Annotated in this window: 13 protein-coding genes; 7 read left to right on the forward strand and 6 right to left on the reverse strand. The window is 57.7% G+C overall.

Annotation, left to right across the window (positions count from 1 at the left end):
• Window positions 1-91: 91 nt before the first annotated feature.
• Together istB and istA are read right to left on the reverse strand one after the other, a co-directional pair.
• A complete protein-coding gene (istB, locus tag BM131_RS14965; protein WP_090190782.1) occupies window positions 92-907 on the reverse strand; it encodes an IS21-like element helper ATPase IstB in 816 nt (271 codons plus the stop codon).
• On the reverse strand, window positions 904-2,370 hold the full coding sequence (gene istA, locus BM131_RS14970; protein WP_090190784.1) for an IS21 family transposase: 1,467 nt from the start codon (window positions 2,368-2,370) through the stop codon (window positions 904-906). Before istA ends, istB begins: the two co-directional genes overlap by 4 nt.
• Before the next feature lie 246 nt (window positions 2,371-2,616).
• Here istA and BM131_RS14975 point away from each other — a divergent pair, with 246 nt between their 5' ends.
• Window positions 2,617-3,888: an IS256 family transposase gene (locus tag BM131_RS14975; RefSeq protein ID WP_139222642.1), complete on the forward strand. Its 1,272-nt coding sequence runs from the start codon at window positions 2,617-2,619 to the stop codon at window positions 3,886-3,888.
• 350 nt (window positions 3,889-4,238) lie between these two features.
• On the opposite strand, the gene BM131_RS14980 is transcribed toward BM131_RS14975, so the two are convergent.
• The 4 genes from BM131_RS14980 to BM131_RS14990 all read right to left on the reverse strand — a co-directional run bounded on the left by BM131_RS14980 (window position 4,239) and on the right by BM131_RS14990 (window position 7,076).
• Window positions 4,239-4,703 (reverse strand): hypothetical protein, encoded by a 465-nt coding sequence (locus BM131_RS14980; RefSeq protein WP_090190786.1) that lies wholly within the window; start codon window positions 4,701-4,703, stop codon window positions 4,239-4,241.
• Window positions 4,704-5,123: 420 nt separating this feature from the next.
• A complete protein-coding gene (locus tag BM131_RS20005) occupies window positions 5,124-5,375 on the reverse strand; it encodes a hypothetical protein (protein ID WP_139222643.1) in 252 nt (83 codons plus the stop codon).
• A 265-nt stretch (window positions 5,376-5,640) separates the two neighbouring features.
• Window positions 5,641-6,501: a TerB family tellurite resistance protein gene (locus BM131_RS14985; protein ID WP_090190787.1), complete on the reverse strand. Its 861-nt coding sequence runs from the start codon at window positions 6,499-6,501 to the stop codon at window positions 5,641-5,643.
• A complete protein-coding gene (locus BM131_RS14990) occupies window positions 6,498-7,076 on the reverse strand; it encodes a hypothetical protein (protein ID WP_139222644.1) in 579 nt (192 codons plus the stop codon). The genes BM131_RS14985 and BM131_RS14990 overlap by 4 nt, the downstream gene beginning before the upstream one ends.
• Before the next feature lie 211 nt (window positions 7,077-7,287).
• On the opposite strand from BM131_RS14990, the gene BM131_RS14995 reads away from it, so the two are divergent.
• The 6 genes from BM131_RS14995 to BM131_RS15020 all read left to right on the forward strand — a co-directional run bounded on the left by BM131_RS14995 (window position 7,288) and on the right by BM131_RS15020 (window position 18,079).
• Complete coding sequence (locus BM131_RS14995) at window positions 7,288-9,837, forward strand: PD-(D/E)XK nuclease family protein (RefSeq protein WP_090190791.1); 2,550 nt, start codon at window positions 7,288-7,290, stop codon at window positions 9,835-9,837.
• Window positions 9,834-13,025 carry a UvrD-helicase domain-containing protein gene (locus tag BM131_RS15000; RefSeq protein ID WP_090190792.1) on the forward strand — a complete coding sequence of 1,064 codons (3,192 nt, stop codon included), beginning with the start codon at window positions 9,834-9,836 and terminating at the stop codon, window positions 13,023-13,025. The genes BM131_RS14995 and BM131_RS15000 overlap by 4 nt, the downstream gene beginning before the upstream one ends.
• Window positions 13,026-13,391: 366 nt before the next feature.
• Entirely contained in the window at window positions 13,392-15,602 is a 2,211-nt protein-coding gene (locus BM131_RS15005) for an McrB family protein (protein ID WP_090190794.1), read from the forward strand.
• A complete protein-coding gene (gene mcrC / locus BM131_RS15010) occupies window positions 15,602-16,792 on the forward strand; it encodes a 5-methylcytosine-specific restriction endonuclease system specificity protein McrC (protein WP_090190796.1) in 1,191 nt (396 codons plus the stop codon). The genes BM131_RS15005 and mcrC overlap by 1 nt, the downstream gene beginning before the upstream one ends.
• Window positions 16,793-16,813: 21 nt before the next feature.
• Window positions 16,814-17,341, forward strand: a complete 528-nt coding sequence (locus BM131_RS15015; protein WP_090190797.1) for a hypothetical protein — start codon at window positions 16,814-16,816, stop codon at window positions 17,339-17,341.
• Window positions 17,342-18,079 (forward strand): DUF2971 domain-containing protein, encoded by a 738-nt coding sequence (locus BM131_RS15020; RefSeq protein ID WP_090190799.1) that lies wholly within the window; start codon window positions 17,342-17,344, stop codon window positions 18,077-18,079. It abuts the gene before it with no gap.
• Window positions 18,080-18,168: the final 89 nt, after the last annotated feature.

The raw sequence follows: 18,168 nt of genomic DNA on the forward strand, positions 1-18,168 counted from the left end.
CTGTAGAGCGTCAACCACCTTGTCCGCGCGCGACAACCATCTTGGCCGGTTTTCAGGCCGCTGAGGTTGGCGTGTCGTTCAATGTTTCTGGTTAGGTGTCTCCTTCGTTTTGGTTGTCGGTGATGGTTGTCGGCGGCGTTTCGGCCTGTGCCCTTTTGTTGGAGGCGGCGGCACGCTGACGGAAGCTTTCGGCGTTCATCTCGAGGATGCTCGCGTGATGGACGAGGCGGTCGATGGCCGCTACGGTCATCGCCTTGTCGGGGAAGATCTGATCCCAGCCGCTGAAGGGTTGGTTGGCGGCAATGGCGATGCTGCGGTATTCGTAGCGCCTGGCAATCAGTTCGAAGAGGACGCCGGTTTCAGCCTGATCCTTGTGGGCATATGTGATGTCGTCGAGAATGATCAGGTCGAACTTATCAAGTTTGGCCAGGGCTGCCTCAAGAACGAGATCGCGTCTTGCAGCCTGAAGCCGTTGCACCAGGTCGCTGGTTCTGGCGTAGAAGACGCGGTGGCCTGCCTCAATCAGAGCATGGCCGATGGCGCAGAGGATGTGCGTCTTACCGGTCCCGGAATTACCGATTGCAATGAGATTGCCGCCACCATCCAGCCAGTCGCCTGCTGCCAAGGCCGCGACGCGAGCACGTGGCAAGGTGGGCAAGGCCTTGAAGTCGAAGGTTGCCAATGTCTTTCCCGCGGGGAGTTGCGCCTCGTTCAGATGGCGCCGGATGCGGCGCATGTCCCGCTCTGCCAGTTCAAATTCCGCCAGAACGGCAAGGAAGCGAGCGGCTGGCCAGCCTTCGGTATCGGCGCGGGTGGCAATCTCGGCCCAGAGCTTGTGGAAGCTGGGCAGTCGCAGCGCGGTCAGCATGCTGGGCAGCGTGTGGATGTCGATCTCGCGGGCGCTCATGCGCTTGCCCCCAGCAGCGCATCGAAGCTGTCCAGAGAGGGATGGGCGACAGCGACATCCTTCGGCAATGCTGTGGCCTTTGGAGCCAACAGCAACACCAGGGCCTTGGGATCCGGCACGCGACCAGCGTCGAGGTCTGCTGCCAGCAAATGCGCCAACTCCGCTTCACAGGACTGTTCATGGGCGATGGAGAGCAGATCGACCATTCGGCGGCAGGCGTCGCGGCGCTGAAGGTCCCGCTGCAGCACCTTCCACGCTTCGGCGTATTCGGTGCGGGGAAACAGGCTGTCACGGTAGATCGAACTCCACAGGGCTTGTGGCTTGCGCCGCAGAGCATGGATGACGTGGTGGTAATTGATGACATGGACGCGATGCCCATCGCCGCGCCCGCGGGCCCGGGGATGGTTGACGACGAGGGTGCCGCCGAGAAACGCCTCGATGCGATCATCGTACAGATGGACACGCAGGCGCTGACCGATCAGCTGTGACGGTGCGCTGTAGAAGATGCTTTTGACCAGGAAGCCACCTGTGCGGGTGACAGGCACCACGATCTCGGTGAAGTCAGTGGTGCGCCGCTGCGGCAAAGGCTTCAGGTGCGTCTGCTCCGCCTGCACAGGCATCGCCCGCTGCTTGTTGCGCCGGGCAACCAGCATGTCGACGAAGCGCCGGTAGTCTTCGATGGATGCGAAGTCGCGGCTGCCGCGCAGGATCAACGCCTGATCGATAGCTGTCTTGAGATGCCGGTTCTGGGATTCCACCGCCCCGTTCTCGTGGGCCTCACCCCGGTTGTTACGGCTGGCATCCATGCCGTAGTGGCCGACAAAGGCATCATAGCGCTTGGTTATATCCTCGCGCTGATCGATGTTCAGATTGCGGAATGCGGCCGAGAGGCTGTCGGTTCGGTGGTTTTGCGGCACGCCGCCCAGTGACCAGAGGGCTTGCTGGAGGTTCTCGGCCAGCGCCGTGAAGCTTTCCCCGCCGAGAACCACGCCGACATGTTCCCACCGGCTGTAGACCATGACGAAGTGGTAGAGCAGGTGCGGGAACGCTTGTCCCGCGATCATTACCCGCAGTTCATCGGCATGGGTGAAGTCGGACTGAGCCATGTATCCCGGCTCCGGTGTCTGGCGGAAGATGATGTCGCGCTCAGGACCGTTCAGCGCCCGCCACTGCCGCACCCGCCGCTCCAGGGTCCGCCGGATACGATCGTCTGGAAACGCCACGGGATGCTCGCCCTGAAGATGACGCAACAGGGTGACAGCCTGCAACGCACTGTCGTTCTCCAACAAAGGAAGAAGTTCGCTCTTCCAGTAGTCTTCAAGGGGGTCCGGCACCGTGCGTGCGTGAACACTCTTGCGGTTGGAAGGCAGGGTCGGGTCAGCATCGAAACGTCGGGCGGTCCGTTCACTGAACCCGGCGCGGGCAGCCGCGGTGCGCTGACTGTGATTTTGGAGGTCGGTCATGTATACTCTCAATTGCTGGTCGGTGATGAGTTGATAGGCCAATCCTGATCCTCCGTTTGACGGCAGAGGATCCCAGTTTACCAACCCGCAGCGACCAGCACCTATTCCCAAAATCAATCAGGCCGGTGGGGCTACCCTCCAGACGGGCAAGCCCGTCTTCCGTCCAGCCCCACCGGCCAAGGTGGTTGTCGGCACCGGCCAAGATGGTTGTCGCTCAACACAGAACCTCACAAGGAGCGATACGCCATGAAGGAAGATACAACGATCCTGCCATTTCGCCAATCGGAAACGATCGTCGATCCGTTGACAGAGCTTGCTCGGCAAGGTGCTCGTCGGATGCTGGCGGAAGCGCTGAAGGCCGAGGCTGATGCCTTTGTCGCCAGTTTTGCCGATGAGCAGCTGGAAGACGGGCGTCAGCGGATCGTGCGGCATGGATTTGGCCCTGAACGGAAGATTCAGACGGGGATCGGTGCTCTGGATGTCCGGCGGCCCAAGGTGCGCGACCGGATGGCGTCCTCTGATGGGGCAGAAAAGATCCGCTTTACCTCGAACATTCTGCCGAAATGGGCGCGCCGCTCGATCAGCTTGGACGCGCTGCTGCCTGTTCTTTATCTGAAGGGCATATCGACGGGCGATTTCCAGGACGCGCTGTCGGCCATCATGGGGCCGGATGCGCCCAACCTCTCGCCAAGCGTCATCTCGCGTCTGACTGCCGGATGGCAGGTTCAATATGATGCCTGGGCACGGCGGGATCTGTCTGCCCGCCACTACGTCTACATCTGGGCGGACGGCGTCTATCTTCAGGCGCGGATGGAGGAAAATGCCGAATGCATGCTGGTGATCATCGGCGCGACACCGGAGGGCAAGAAAGAGCTGATCGGCTTTCAGGTCGGCCTGCGGGAGAGCGCGCAGAGCTGGCATGAGTTGCTGACCGACATCAAAGGCCGCGGGCTGTCCGTCGCACCGGAAATTGCGGTTGGGGATGGAGCCATGGGGTTCTGGAACGCACTGGACAAAACGTTTCCAGGCACAAAGCACCAACGGTGTTGGGTGCATAAGGTAAAGAACGTCCAGAACTGTTTTCCCAAGCAGATGGCCCCGGCGGTCAAGTCAGATCTGGACGACATCCAGCACGCCGGAACGCGCGCAGAAGCCGATGCTGCGTTGGCAGTTTTCTCCGAAAAGTATGGCGTCAAATACCCAAAAGGTGTTGCCTGCCTGACAAAGGACGAAGAGGCGATGCTTGCATTCTTCGACTTCCCAGCTGAGCATTGGGGCCATCTGCGCACCTCGAACCCGATTGAAAGCGTGTTCGCCACTGTTCGGCACCGAACGGTGAGGACCAAAGGGGCGCTGTCACAAAAGACCGCAAAGCTGATGGTCTTCACCCTCATTCAGGCAGCATCGAAAAAATGGCTGCGCCTCAAGGGCAGAAATCAGTTGCCAAAGGTTCTCGAAGGAATCAAATTCAACGACGGTGTCGAAGTGACCAACGACACCGAAAACCGCGCCGCCTGATGATGCGCGTCACCCAAATTCAAGCATAGCTCCACGATGTGCACATTGAAACGAGGGTTGCGACGGATCGCAGAGCTCATGCACAAGGGAGACGAACCATGTCACGTAAAAGGTAGTTCGGGATCTCCCGGGGCGACCAGACCCGGTGAGCGGCATCGTGCGAGCCGTCCGTATGCTTTCGAAGCCATTTCGCAGAATCGACTTCAAAAAGAGGAAGCGCCCTGAAATCGCCAATCAACTGGCTCGATGAAAAGTGGTCCAGCCTTGCGCGCCATTTCTCAGTCGACTTCGAGCTCATACGAGGTTCCCCTACCCGCTCATATTAACGACCTTTGGAAAAAAACTGGACCCTATCTTTGTGCCGCCCGCATCTCATCAGTCATCATTCTTATCTGATTAAGAGCTTCTTGGTTAATGTTACCGGGCACAATGAACGTCGCTTTCGAGTATGCAACTTCAAAGTTTCCATAAATCCCATTTACGACTTCCGAGCTAAAAATTTGTATATCAATACTTCCATAGCAGAGTCCGTTTACATATCTTTTTGTATTTACGGATATTGCAACTTCATGGAAATTGACATCATCAGAAACAATATAGCCAAGATTTCGGAGCCTGTCTTCCGCATAGGTCTTCGCCTCGCCAAGGTTCGTCCAGCAGCCATCATAGGCATCGTCATATACTGCGACCTTCAACGCACCAAAAGTCGTAGGGTTGAGGTTCCCAGACACCCAAGCCGCGGCCATGCTAGGCAGTATGCCAGCAATCAGTACGAAAGCTCCAACAGCAAGTCTCACAGCTCTAGCAGTCGTCATTCTTGACAGTCCTTTTAAATATGACAGTGAACCTATACGTCCACCACCGAAAGTAAGGGGTGGCAGCACTCAAAAAAAGTGGCTTTTTCAAAGATTATGGCGCTGGGCATCACCTTAGACGTGGCTCAGCTCGCAAAAATGGCACGCCAATTTTCAGCTATAGAGGGTTAGTTTAGGCTGATGTGTTGAATGAATGAGGCTTGTCGGTTCTGCAAATCGCGTTATCCACCCGTCATTCTTGACTTTTCGCCTGTCAATAAAATCTATTTGTATTTGGCTGGCATACAGACCTTGGCGGGCGACCACCAGCAGTGGTCATATCGACAGAGCAGTGACTCTGCACAACCAGATCAGCAGCTGCAAACAATAGCTTAAGTTATGCCAAAACTTATCCAGCAAATGGCGAGCCACTCAACGCCATCACAATCTTTGCCTTAGTTTTTCCAAGTCTGCGGAAAGTTCTTGAAGAGAACGTGTTGGCCTCGCGTCTGCATCAATCATACCAACAACCGCTATTTCATGTTCGAGCACTAAAGGGTTGCTACCCAGCAATGCGTCTCTAATCTCGACAAGAGTCGAAATAATTTTATCTAAAGCCATCAGCAAAACGCCCGTAATAAACATTGCCAGTGCGTGAACAATAAAGAAAGAGTTATCAACCAACGCTAACATTAGTCCAAGCGCCGAAAAACCGAAACAAATATATGCGAAAATCTTAATTGCCTGCGTTTTTATATCCCCATTTCTGCCAGCCTCAATATACCAGCCTTATTTAATATTATTATGCATATTCAACCATAGCAAGCCGCCCATACATCAAGCGCCTTAACTATCTTGAAAATTGAGGCCCAAATGCGAGTCGAGCAGCATCTCAATTGCTGCACTACTGACGGGGAGAAATCACCGCAACCAGACCAACCGGCCTCAACGAAGCCGATCACGTCGCCTTTCGACCGAAAACCTTTCGCGATGCCCAACCGAATGCCTTTGAAGGCGCTCCTGCGATTTCGCGGACGTAGCTCGTGACAGAGGCCTCTTGGTCTAAAATCTGTGCAACCTTATCAATGACAAGCTCTTCTTGCTCGCCTATTTTGCCGTCTGCTTCGGCGATCTCCGTCAACAGCGACACCAATTCGCGTCGAATTGCCTGAAAGTTGCAGTCCGGGTTCGACTTTGCAAAAGCAGCGAATGCTTTGGTCATCTCGGATATACTATTTTGTGGCGCGTTTTCAATTAATACTTGAATGGCGCTATCGGTGTATTTGGGGTCAAACCCCCACTCCTTCACGAAGTATTCTTGAACGACAGTAATCTCGCGCGCATCGACCACACCATCGATTGCTGCGACCTTCAAGGCAAAGGCACCCAACATGTCCATGAGCGAAGCACCAAGCAAATCTATGGGTGTGTTGATGAATTTCGGTATGACTTCAACACGGCTATCACCATAGTCCCTGAACAACCGCGTTACGCCATAATAGGCACCGCCAGATGCCACTGCCGCACCGATGACCCAACCAACAGGGGTCGCGGCGGCTGCACCCAGACCAATTGCCGACATGAAGCCACCAGAAGTAAAGAATGTCGACGCAACAAACGTAGATGCTGCAAGGCCTCCTCCGGACGCAGCAACACCGCCGACATCCCAAATCTGTTGAGCACTTTTGGCGATACGAAGCGACGCATAGGCATCCCCTCCAATCGCCAGTTTTCGCTTGAAACGGAGGGTGTCGGCGACAACCTGTTCCACTTCATTAAAGCTGTGGACCTGCTCTTCATCAGTGTGAATGGTTGTCATTGAACATGTCCTTTCAATGGCGCGAACTGTGCGACAAGGTTCTCTACTTTGCCCCCCAAGTCGCCGGCCCGCATATCTGCGATTGCGCCCTGTGCTATTCCGAAAATCAACAGGATGGACTTGAGTAATCCGGCAAGGATTGCACCGAAAACCGGTATACCGCCGATCAGTAACGTTATGACCAATGCCAAAGCTACGCCGAACAGAGTGTTTGGTATCGTTTTGGCAAGTTCCATTGCAAAACTTACGATTTTTCGGCCAATCGCGATGACGTTGCCACCCACTACCGCGGTGCAACGCGCGACATCTAAAACTACTGACTTGGCATCTGCGGACAAATTAGTTCGGTCTAAAAGCGCTTCAATTTTTCGAAGCGGTAGAGCGTCATCAATGACCTGAAAGACCTTCGTAAGCTCGACACTGCCTGCGCTTGCTGCTGGTTGCGTCATTTGCTGGACCAACTGGATGAACCCATAAGTATAACCACCTAAAAAGTTGCGAAATATTATGAGCACATTGATAGCAGCGGAACCGTTGGGATCTATAGCTATTTCTTCATCAGTGCGTTTTTTCACTCTGGAAAATTACTGATTGATCGACACGTAAGAATCGGACGCATTCCATCCTGCTGCATCACAGAAATTTACTATTTCAGGTGACGCGGCACCACAACTCAAGGTAGACATTTTGAGAGCAACTATTGGAACAGCCATAGTAGGTCGTTCGGTTGACATTTAATCTGCGCTCAAAGCAATTTTCACGCGACGTCTATTTAAAGGTTCAGTCATGTTTTATTCGTTCGACGTCGCCGATCCCCAGTCCGGGTTGCACTATCGCCTGACCGATACGCGGCTTGCCGACCTATCCCTCGCGCCAAAACCCGAACCCTACTCCCTGGGCAAGGCCATCGCCGCGACGCCGAACCCCGTCTGGGCTGAGAGTTTTGCCAATGCCCCGGTTGAGACCATCGCCGCCGTTTCAGGCGCGTTGCAGGATGTCATTCTTGGGACGTCTGACCTGCGGCCGCCGATCATCTCTGCCATGCCGGACGGGCGGGCAAAGCGTCACCTTACGGCCCTTGTGGCACTGTGGCGCGAGATAGGCGACGCCCTACCGGAAGGGCTTGCCACGGCGCGTCATGTGTTGGACCTGCCCCATGGTCAGTTCCTCTCGACGTTGCCTGTCGTCGATGGCTCTCTCGATCCGCTGGCACCGCCTGCGATCAAGGCGCTGCACGACAGGCTCAAAGCCGAATTCAGATCGGTGCCGGCCAAGCCCGCCCCTCCGCAGCGATCAGACCGTTTGATCGACGCGATCCAGACCGGGCTGACGCGGCCCGACATGCCCCAGATGCAGCAGGACGCAACGCTGGCGGTCTGGGGTCTGCGCGACCCTGCCGCCTGCGCCGATTTCGCCGCCGCCCGTGCCCGTTCGTTGATTGACGATGGCGTGCCGGCCCGCCAGATCGCAGTGCTGATCGCGGGCGATCCGCAGGACCTTGCCCGCGCGTTTTCCGCGCAGGGTGTGCCCCTGTCCGGCCTGCCCGCCGCCCTGCCCACGCGCGATGTATTGGGCGAGACGTTGTTGCACTTATTGCTGGCCAAGCGCCCCCCGACACCCGCAATGGTGCTTGCAGGGCTGTGCCTGTCACCGCTGATGCCTTGGGGCTCACAAACTGGGCGCGATCTGGCCGAAGAAGTGATGGGCGGCCACTTTTCGGGCGGGATCCTTGCGACTGATCCAGAGTTTCACGCGCTCTGGACCGACCTGCGCCAGCCTGCCAGTAGTCTGCCGCAACTGCGGCTGCTGCTCGATTTCATTTGTAACCGGATGACGAACTCAGATGCGCTGCGCCAGCGCATCCAGTCGCTTCAGGCGGTCTTGGCTGGCGATGGCCCGCCCGACTGGGACTCGATCCTGCGCGCCGTTCAGGTTGATGGCTGCGTTGCTGGCGATCCGGTTCGCACCCTAGAAGGCGTCAGCCTGTGGTCTGCGCATGAAAGCCCGTGGCGTCCCTGTCGCCATCTGCTGATCACGGATTTCAGCGAAGGACTTTATCCCATGCGTCCCCGCGCCAATGCGCTGTTTCTGGACAGCGAGATCGCGCAGATCGCGGCTATGATTGGCTTGCATCTGCGCGGCCGCACCGAGGGCCTTGCTCGCAGCATCGCGCTGTTTGAAGCACAGCTTGGCGCGGTTACACAGAGCGTGACCTGCCTCGTCCCCTACCGCGACCTGGCCGGCGGCAGGTTGGCCCCCTCGGCGGGCCTGTCGTTGATCGGACGGACCGTCGCGGGCCTAAAAGAGGCGTCGGATTTAATCGTAGACCTTTCGCGCGTGCCGCCCGCCGACTGGCCTGTGGCGGCCCACCCCGTCCTGCCCTGCGCCGCCCAGTTGCCAGTGCCAACGGATCTGTGGCTCGGACGTGATCGGCTACTGGAACTGCGCCGCGACGAGGACGGCGCGGCCCTGCCCCAGTCGCCCAGCCGCTTGGAAAAGCTGCTCGTCAGCCCCCTCGCCTGGCTACTGGAGGAGATCGGTGCGAGTGACATGGGATGGCAAGCGGAAAGCCTCGACATCATGTTGAAGGGCAATATCGCCCACTACGTCTTCGAGCATGTCTTCCTGGCCGAGGTCGATATTCCAGATGATGCGACTTTGAACGCCGCTCTACCGGAGGCCTACGATGCCGCCTTGCGCAGAAACGCCCCGTTCATGCGCGCCGGTGTCTGGGAGATGGAACGTGCGACGCTATTGCGCGAAATCACAGCGGCAGCACATCGCTGGCGCAATGACCTGATCGCCTTGAACGCACGCATCCTTGGCAATGAAACATGGCTTTACGGCGACGCCCACGGCATCAGGATCAGGGGGAAGGCGGACACGATCCTCGGACTGCCGGACGGCACGGTCATCATCGTCGACCACAAGAAAAGCGCCACCGCAGGGCGGCGCAAACGGATGGAAAAGGGATGGGATCTGCAGGTCGGCCTTTATGGCGCGATTCTCGGCCGCCCATTCAGGCGCGAAGGTGACGGTTTGGACGCCGTCATCGGTCGCCCGCTTGGCATTGCCTACCATCTGATGAACGACGGCGGTGTGCTCACCAGCGGCGTCGCCCTGACGGCGGCGGCCAAAGGGCGCGACATGGGGGATGCCGTTAACGTGCATGCGGTGACACGCCTGACCGAACGTCTGGCGCAGGTGGGTGGCGGGCAGATCGTCCTGAACACCACCAGCGACCGTGACTTCTTTATCAAGGAGGCCGGTTTTACGCCTTACGCGCTGCAGAATTCCCCCTTGATTGCCGCTTTTATGCGTGAGGATGACCAATGACCGCCCTGCCCCGCACCGCCGATACCGGCCTGACCATCGTCCCCGCCGGGGCCGGCGCGGGCAAGACCCATAGGATCAAGACGACGCTGGCCGACTGGGTCAAGCGCAAGCTGGTGCGCCCCGATCGCATCCTCGCCGTCACCTTCACCGAAGCCGCCGCCAGCGAACTGCGCGAGCGGATCAGGGCGGGGCTTCTGGCCGAAGGCTTGGTCTCCGAGGCGCTCGCGGTCGAGCGGGCCTATGTTTCCACCATCCACGGCCTTGGCCTGCGCCTTCTGACGGAACACGCGCTTGCAGCGGGCGCATCACCGCAGCCGCGTCACTTAGGCGATGCAGAACGTGACCTGTTGATCCGGCAGGCATTGGCGCAGGCAAAGGCGCTCGATCCGGTAAAGGCCGACCCGGAGCGGTTCGGCTATGTCAACGACTTCGGGCGTGGCATCACGGCAGAGGATGGACTGCGCGGACGCGTTCTGGCGATGATCGATCTGCTAAGGGGGCTTGGCGATACCGGGCAAGATCCGGGCTTGATCCAACCTGCGCTGGACCGGTTGGACGACATCTATGGTGATGTGCTGGCCGATCCTGAAGCGGCCCGACAGACCTTGGTGAAAGCGGTCGCAGACATGCTGGCAAAGTTCCCAGATGGCGTGGCAGAGTCCGTTACCGCCGCTACGGCACGCACTGAGCTAGAAAAGAACCTGTCATGGTTCCGCAATGTGCAGAATGATCCCGAGTGCCTAAATAGGGACTGGTCCCTTTGGCAGCGGCTGCGCAGTCTGCGCCAGTCAAAGCGAGGTAGCGCGTTGCCCGACGGCTATGACGATCTGGCCAGCACTATTATGCAGGCCGCCGATGTCCTGCCGACCCATCCCGGACCTCTTGCGGATGCCAAACTGCACCTGTCATGCCTGATCGCATGCGCGCAGGAGGTCATGACCGCATATGAGGCGAAGAAACGTGCCCTCGGTCTGATTGACTATGCCGACATGATCGCGGGGGCCGAGCGCCTGCTGCGCACCCAACCCGGTGTCCGCGACGCCGTGCTGGGAGAGATCGACTGCGTGATCATCGACGAATTCCAGGACACGAACCCAGTGCAGTTCGCTCTGCTGTGGCAGCTTGGTGCCCGTGCAGATCGCACGCTGCTGGTCGGCGACGTCAAGCAGTCGATCATGGGATTTCAAGGTGCCGACCCGCGCCTGTCGGCGGCCCTGGCGGATGCCCATCCAGAGTCGACGGGCCCATTGGGTCAGAACTGGCGGTCGACTCCTGCCGTAATGAACTTTGTGAACGCGATGGGGGCTGGTCTGTTCGGAAAGGGCTATAACCCTCTTACACCGACCCGCGGCCATACAAGCGCTGTGTCGCTGGAGGTTCTGAGCATCACGCAGGGGCGCAGATCGCAGAAATTCTCAAAACCGCCCGAACACGTTGCAGAACGGATCGCCCGCATCCTCAAGGACAAAGAGGCGATTACCGACCGGCACAGCGGCATCACGCGTCCCGTCCGTCCGTCCGACGTTGCCTTGCTCGTTTGCCGACATACCACAGCTGCCCGCTACGCCGAAGAGCTGCGACTTCGCGGTGTGCCCGTCCGTATCAGCGAGGACGGCTGGAGCACAGGTGAGGTCGTGCAGGCCGCCCGCGCCGCTCTATCCTATGCAGCGAACCCCTCCGACATCCACGCGGGATTACTGCTGCGGACCCTCGGCCCCGATCCGTTGACCTTGCAGGATGCTTTGACGCAACAGTTGGACGATCGCCTGCCGGACGATGCCGTCCTGATGCGCCTTGCCGGGCTGTCAGACCGGTTGGCAAGCCTACCTATTTCCATTGGTCTGGACTTGGTTCTCGATGCTGCAAAACTGCGGCCCTGGGCCGAAAGCCGAGCAGAGGCCGGTCAGGCCCGCGCGGACCTGCTGCGGCTGGAGGCCGAGGCGCGGGAATTCGACGGTGCCCACCGGGACCTGAAGGCAGCCGCCGGTTTTCACGGCGGCACGGTCAAGGTCTTCCTCGGATGGCTTGACAGCCGGACCGGCGAACGCGACGCCGACCGCCATCCTGACCCCTCCGGCGACAGCGCCGAGGCGGTCGAGATTATGACGTGGCACGGGTCCAAAGGCCGCGAATGGCCGATCACCGTCGTGGCAGAGTTCGACCACGGGATCGAGGAATGGCCCGGCACGACGCAAGCCCGTTTTGCCGCCCTCGACCGGATCGACGACATGAATGCCGTGCTGGCCTCGGCACAACTTGTCCATATCCCCAACCTTGCCGCACCCGAAGCGCAGCGCCGCTTCATCGGGGACCGCCGCGCCGACTTCGAGGCCAACGCCCGTAACCTGCTTTACGTCGCACTCACCCGAGCCCGCGACCGGCTGATCATCGAATGGCCCGATTTTTTGAAGGACCGATCCGAAGACGCGCCAGAGGCCACCTGCCTGTTCCACGTCTTCGCCGATGCCTGCAGTCCGGCCTTTGGGTCCAGCGCTTTGACCCTTGGCAAGACGTCTTGCCCTGCAACTGTCCACCAGATGCCGGAACAGGCAGCGCTGACCGAACTTGATACCATTGTCTTCGCGGAACACATGCGCTTCGGTGCGGCAACGCCTCTGGAGCCTGTAGCGACCACACCTTGGCGGCGGCAGCCGTCGAAGACCAGCACCAGCGCAGCGCCCGACAGCCACACCCACCAGTTGGGAGAATCCTGGCCGGTGACCTTGAATACGGCAGGCCGTGGCACGGCCCTGCATCTTGCCATGGCGACCTGCCTGACCCGGCCTGATCTCGTCGACCGCTTGCCGGACGCTACCGGCCTGCCCGCCGATACCATCGCGCCGATCATCGCCCGCGCTGCGGCGCTGCGGCTGTGGCTGTCCGATCAGGGCTACGATGACCTGATCTGTGAAGTTCCGGTCCTTGGCCACACTCCTGACGGGGCCGAGGTTCCCGGCACGATCGACCTGCTGGCGCGGGGTTCAGAAGGCTGTCTACTGGTTGATCACAAGAGTGGCGGCAGCGGTGCGGGCATCGGTCCCTACTGGGGGCAGTTAATGGCCTATGCCGACCTCGTCGCGACACATTTCCCGGACCACCCACTACGCGGTGTCGCTATCCACTGGATGGACCACGGTACGGTCGAGGCCGTCGATATGACCGCAATAGTGTCGCCCGATGAATTGTGACACATCGCGCACCACACAAATGGAGGTAGCAGCATGGCTTTGATGGAACAGTGGGGCACGTTGACCCCAGAAGGTCTTGGATCTTTGCGGCGGCAGCAGGATCTGGGCCTTGGTGCGGCCGTCAGGCGTTACTACGATTTTCCGCAGGGAACGCCATCAACGACTTTGGAGTGGATGTCATGTATAGCACTCCAAGCGGCCACGTGCGCGATGCGCACTCTGGCGAAGATGAACTGTGCGGCAAGATCAACAAAGAGTAGCCGTTGCATAGGTTTGATCAATTCAATCACCAATGGCAAATTCCCGATGTGATTCATTTCGAAACGAAATCAAAAAAAGATTTATTAAGACGGCAAGGGCGATGAGATGACAGAAACTAAAGATGCACCGAAATCATATTGGTTCGTCGGAGCAAGCTATGGCAGCGATGGAGACCAAACCCATCGTTTCCTAAGTGAAGGCATCTGGGAGAACGGCTACGACGACAAGCATCTCGATTTGGTTCGCTCGATGCAGCCCGGCGACCGGATCGCAATCAAGTCAACTTTCACTCGAAAGCACAATTTGCCCTTCGACAACCGTGGCAACCACGTGTCGGTTATGGCTATTAAAGCGATAGGCACGATCACCGAGAACCTGAACGACGGGAAGCGCGTGCGGGTATCCTGGCTCAAGCAAGAGCCTCAGCGCGAATGGTACTTCTATACATATCGTGAAGTGATTTGGCGGCTGGTTCCCGGAACTGGTGATTGGGGTGCAGATGGGCTGATCGCCTTCACGTTTGACGCCAAGCCGCAAGACATCGACCGCTGGCGCAACGAGCCTTATTGGCGCGAAAGATTTGGCGATGGACCGGTCCGACAGCGATTTCTCTGGACTGAGTTCTATGAGGCTGTGGCTGAAAAATTGTTGGATTTTCGGTCGGATCGAAAGCCTTTGATCGAGGGGATTCACCAGATCGCCACTAAGGTGACGGGTCTTTCGTACCTTCAGGACAAATTCGCAGATGGCACGACAGGCCCGCTTAAGGACATTTGCCCCTTTACGGCAATGGGCACATTCAATCGGTCGATGACCGACGCGAACAGGAAGGCGATCGCGACTGAAATCGCCGAGCTACTTGGCGTTTCCGTACCTGTTCCTGACACATTCGATGGTATCCCCGTCCTTAACAACCAGAGATCATGGTTCTTTTCATATTCCGAAAAGCGTGGCGACGGTGACATCGAAGCACTCTGGCGCGTTTTCGTCGCGGCAGCTGAGTCCGTCGACTCCGATCTTCCCGAACATCGCATCGAGCTGGCTCACGCCTATGATGCCGCGACGCAAGTGTGGGGGGTTGCATGGAACCTTTCCACTGGCCTCTACTGGGCCCATCCGTGGAACTTCCCCACGCTCGACAGTCAGTCTCGCCACTATATTGCAAAGCGCCTCAGCATTCCTGTTCCTACGTCAGGGCAACAAAAGCCCGCTGATGCAAATGGCTATCTGAAGCTGATCGACGACCTTAGGGCCAGATTTACCGAGGACAGCTACCCAGTGCACAGCTTTCCTGAGTTGTCGCTGGCATCCTGGCAGTTCAAAGATCCGGCAGATTCAGGAGAATTAGTGACGGATGACGCCTCGCCAGCCGACCTTGATGATACCGAAGATCTGCAGCAAGATGCTGTACAGCCAGATCCTATCTTTGAATCCTACTCGGTGGACGACATTCTCAAAGACGGTTGCTTTCTTCCTAGAGCAGAGATCGAGCGGCTTCTGGAACGGCTGCGGACAAAGAAGAATCTAATCCTTCAGGGCCCGCCGGGAACGGGTAAAACTTGGATCGCCAAGCGGCTTGCTTACGCCTTGATGGGTGAAAAAGACGGAGGCAAGATCCGAGCGGTCCAGTTCCATCCAAACCTTTCGTATGAGGATTTCGTGCGGGGATGGCGGCCAACAGGGGATGGCAAATTGACCCTTGCGGAAGGCGTCTTCATGGAAGCGATACGCGCAGCGTCAAAGAGCCCGACCTCAAAGTTTGTCGTGGTGATAGAAGAGATAAATCGCGGAAACCCTGCGCAGATATTCGGGGAACTATTGACGCTGCTGGAGGCTGGAAAGCGCACTCCAAGTGAGGCCCTTGAACTCTGCTATCCAGATGCGGACGGCAAGCGGCGGCCCGTGCATGTGCCAGAAAATCTTTATGTCCTCGGTACGATGAACATCGCTGATCGCTCGCTTGCTTTGGTGGATCTGGCATTTCGCCGGCGCTTTGCCTTTGCAACATTGGAACCGAAGCTCGGGGAATCTTGGCAAAACTGGGTGATCCAGCATTGTGGGATTGATCCCGAGTTGGCACCGGGAATCGAACAGCGCATTTCTAGCCTCAATCAGAAGATAGAGCAGGATCTAGGCACCCAGTTCCGGATAGGCCACAGCTACGTAACCCCACCCCGACGCATCGAACTAGGATCAACGCGCGACTGGTTTCTTCAAGTCGCAGAAACAGAAATTGGCCCGTTGCTGGAAGAATACTGGTTCGATTCTCCCAAGATCGCCAAAGGTGCGCTTGAAAAGCTGATTGCAGGCTGGTGATGGAAGCCCCTCTCATCCAGCCGGATGACTATACCGTGCCCGAACACGGTTATATTGGCGCAATCCCGGTCAGGAACATTTGGCTGCTGATGCTCTACGCATCCGATCTGTTCCGCATAAAAGGGATGGATGGCAATGGTATTGAGGATATGCCTGATGATCTCCCCGACTTGGTGGGAGAGATATTGGCGCACGCAGTCGAACAGCGGCAACGCCGAAGATTAAGTCTTGGCTACAGAACACGAACGGCTGCTCTCAACCGGGTGCGCGGCAGAATCGATGTTCTTAAGACAGAGCGCCACCAATTGTTGTCGCGCGGACTGGTGGCCTGCAGGTTCGACGAACTCACAATTAATACGCCACGAAATCGCTTTGTTCGCGCTGCACTGGAGTTGATATCGCGCATTGCAGCGCGACCAGACGTCGTCCGTCGCTGCCGCAGGTTAGCGAACGACATGAAAATGATGGGAGTGTCCGGCACTCCACCGACGTTACGCGAAATCAGCACGGATCGGTTTGGCAGGCATGACGTCGAAGACCAGGAGATGGTCGCGGCCGCCAAGCTGGCATTCGAGTTAGCCATTCCCACCGAAAACGCAGGGTCACAGAAAATGCCGCTTTCGGACCGCGATGAGCGCTGGGTGCGGAAACTGTTCGAGCGTGCTGTCGGTGGCTTCTTTAAGGTCGTCCTGCCGCCCACAGATTGGCACGTCAGGACCGGCGGTACATTGGCCTGGCCAACGTCAGCCAGTACGGACGGAATTAGTCGTATCCTCCCCGGGATGAGAACCGACATCGTCCTTGATGACAAAGTCGGCCAACGAAGGATCGTCATCGATACGAAGTTCAATACGATTGTGACAAACGGTTGGTACCGGGAAGAAAGTCTCCGAAGCGGATACCTATACCAGATGTACGCCTATCTGCGATCACAGGAAGGCTCCGGCGACGGATATTCAGACGATGCGGAGGGACTGTTGCTGCATCCCGCGGTCGGCACCACCTTCGACGAATCTGTTATCATTCAGGGCCACAAAATTAGGTTCATGACCGTCGACTTGACGGCCAACTCATCGGCCATTCGTGCAGAACTGCTACGCGTGACACCGCGCAGTGAATGTCACGGATTGTCCGGAAAAGACAAAATTAAAGACGACGCTGGCCAAAATTCAGGAGTAGAGTGGACATAAAATCTGGCCAGACTGACACATGTGATCGGCGATGAGGCATGGCAGACTGCCCCGCTGCGCAGCGCCGAAGACCGCCGCAAGAAGATTATGCATTACGCGCAGGAATGGGTTGATGCAGCCAATAACAGTGTACCGGAGGACTACGCCGCTTGGCTTGAGACGGTGAAACGAGCATTTGGCACACGCGAGGCCATCGAAGCGGCCAGCAAGGAAGAACTCACCGACGGCCTGATGTCACTGCACGCCTTCACAGAACAGCTGCGCTTCGTCAAAGGAGGCCTGAAAAACCTTCCCGCTGAATTCTGGAAGGCGAACAGCGACGATGTCGACCGCGTTAAATCCACACGGACCTACTTGCTGCACGGCCCCGGCGATTTCATCCAGCGCTTCCCCGATGTAATCTATGACCGCTCGATTAAACTGAAACGCTTTGCTTATTTCTGCGCCCTCGAACTCTACGGCACTATCAAACCTGACGAATGCCCGCCGATGAACGGACGCATGGCTAAAGCATTGCGGTTCCTCGGCTTCGATGTGAAAGGAGCCTAAATGGCACAACGCAGCACAATTATCGGCGACATCACACGGCGCACCACCATCTACAGGGTGTTCCCGCGCAATCGCTTCTTTGAACTCTTTGACGAGAAGAAGAACGCCTTGGTCCAGCCGACCATGTGGGAAGACCCGTTCGAGAATTTCATCCTGAAATCGCCTGTCCGCACTGCCGCTGGCGAGACCGGAGCATTCGCCTTCCACGGGCATGTCTACGGCCAGTGCTGGACTCTCAAGAAGAGATCGGATGCGATGTGGCGCATCTACTCGCCGAAAACGGATGCCGTCCGAGTCAGAACAACGGTTGGCAGACTGATCGACAGCCTTTGCGCTGCCAACAAGGGTGTGACCAACGATAGCTGCTTCATCGGCAAGGTCGACTATCCTCCTGATTTCAAGCTCATGAAATTCGCGCGTACGGTCTTCAAGGACGGTCTGACCGCCGAAGCGGTTGCCAGGTCCCTGCTTAAAAAACGGGATGCCTTCGAACACGAGGCCGAAGTCCGACTGATCTATTTCGAAGGACAAAACAAACAGCACGACGGCGGCGTGTACAAATACACACTCGACCCGCTTGCCGCGTTTGACCAGTTCATGATCGACCCGCGTTTGTCCTACAAGAAATTCCGCACATTCAAGGACGAGCTCGTCGCGCGAACAAGCATCGACGAAGCACGCATCAAGCGCTCACTGCTCTACAAACCACCCGAAGGCTTCGTCGTCGAAATACCGTGACGGAGAGGACGAACTTGGGTACCGGTTGGGGGCAGGTCAATGACGCCCTCGTGGCGCTGGTCCAGCACCATCGTGTCCAGTCTGAACGT

Origin of the sequence: Loktanella salsilacus (assembly GCF_900114485.1) — a bacterium.
Classification (GTDB): domain Bacteria; phylum Pseudomonadota; class Alphaproteobacteria; order Rhodobacterales; family Rhodobacteraceae; genus Loktanella; species Loktanella salsilacus.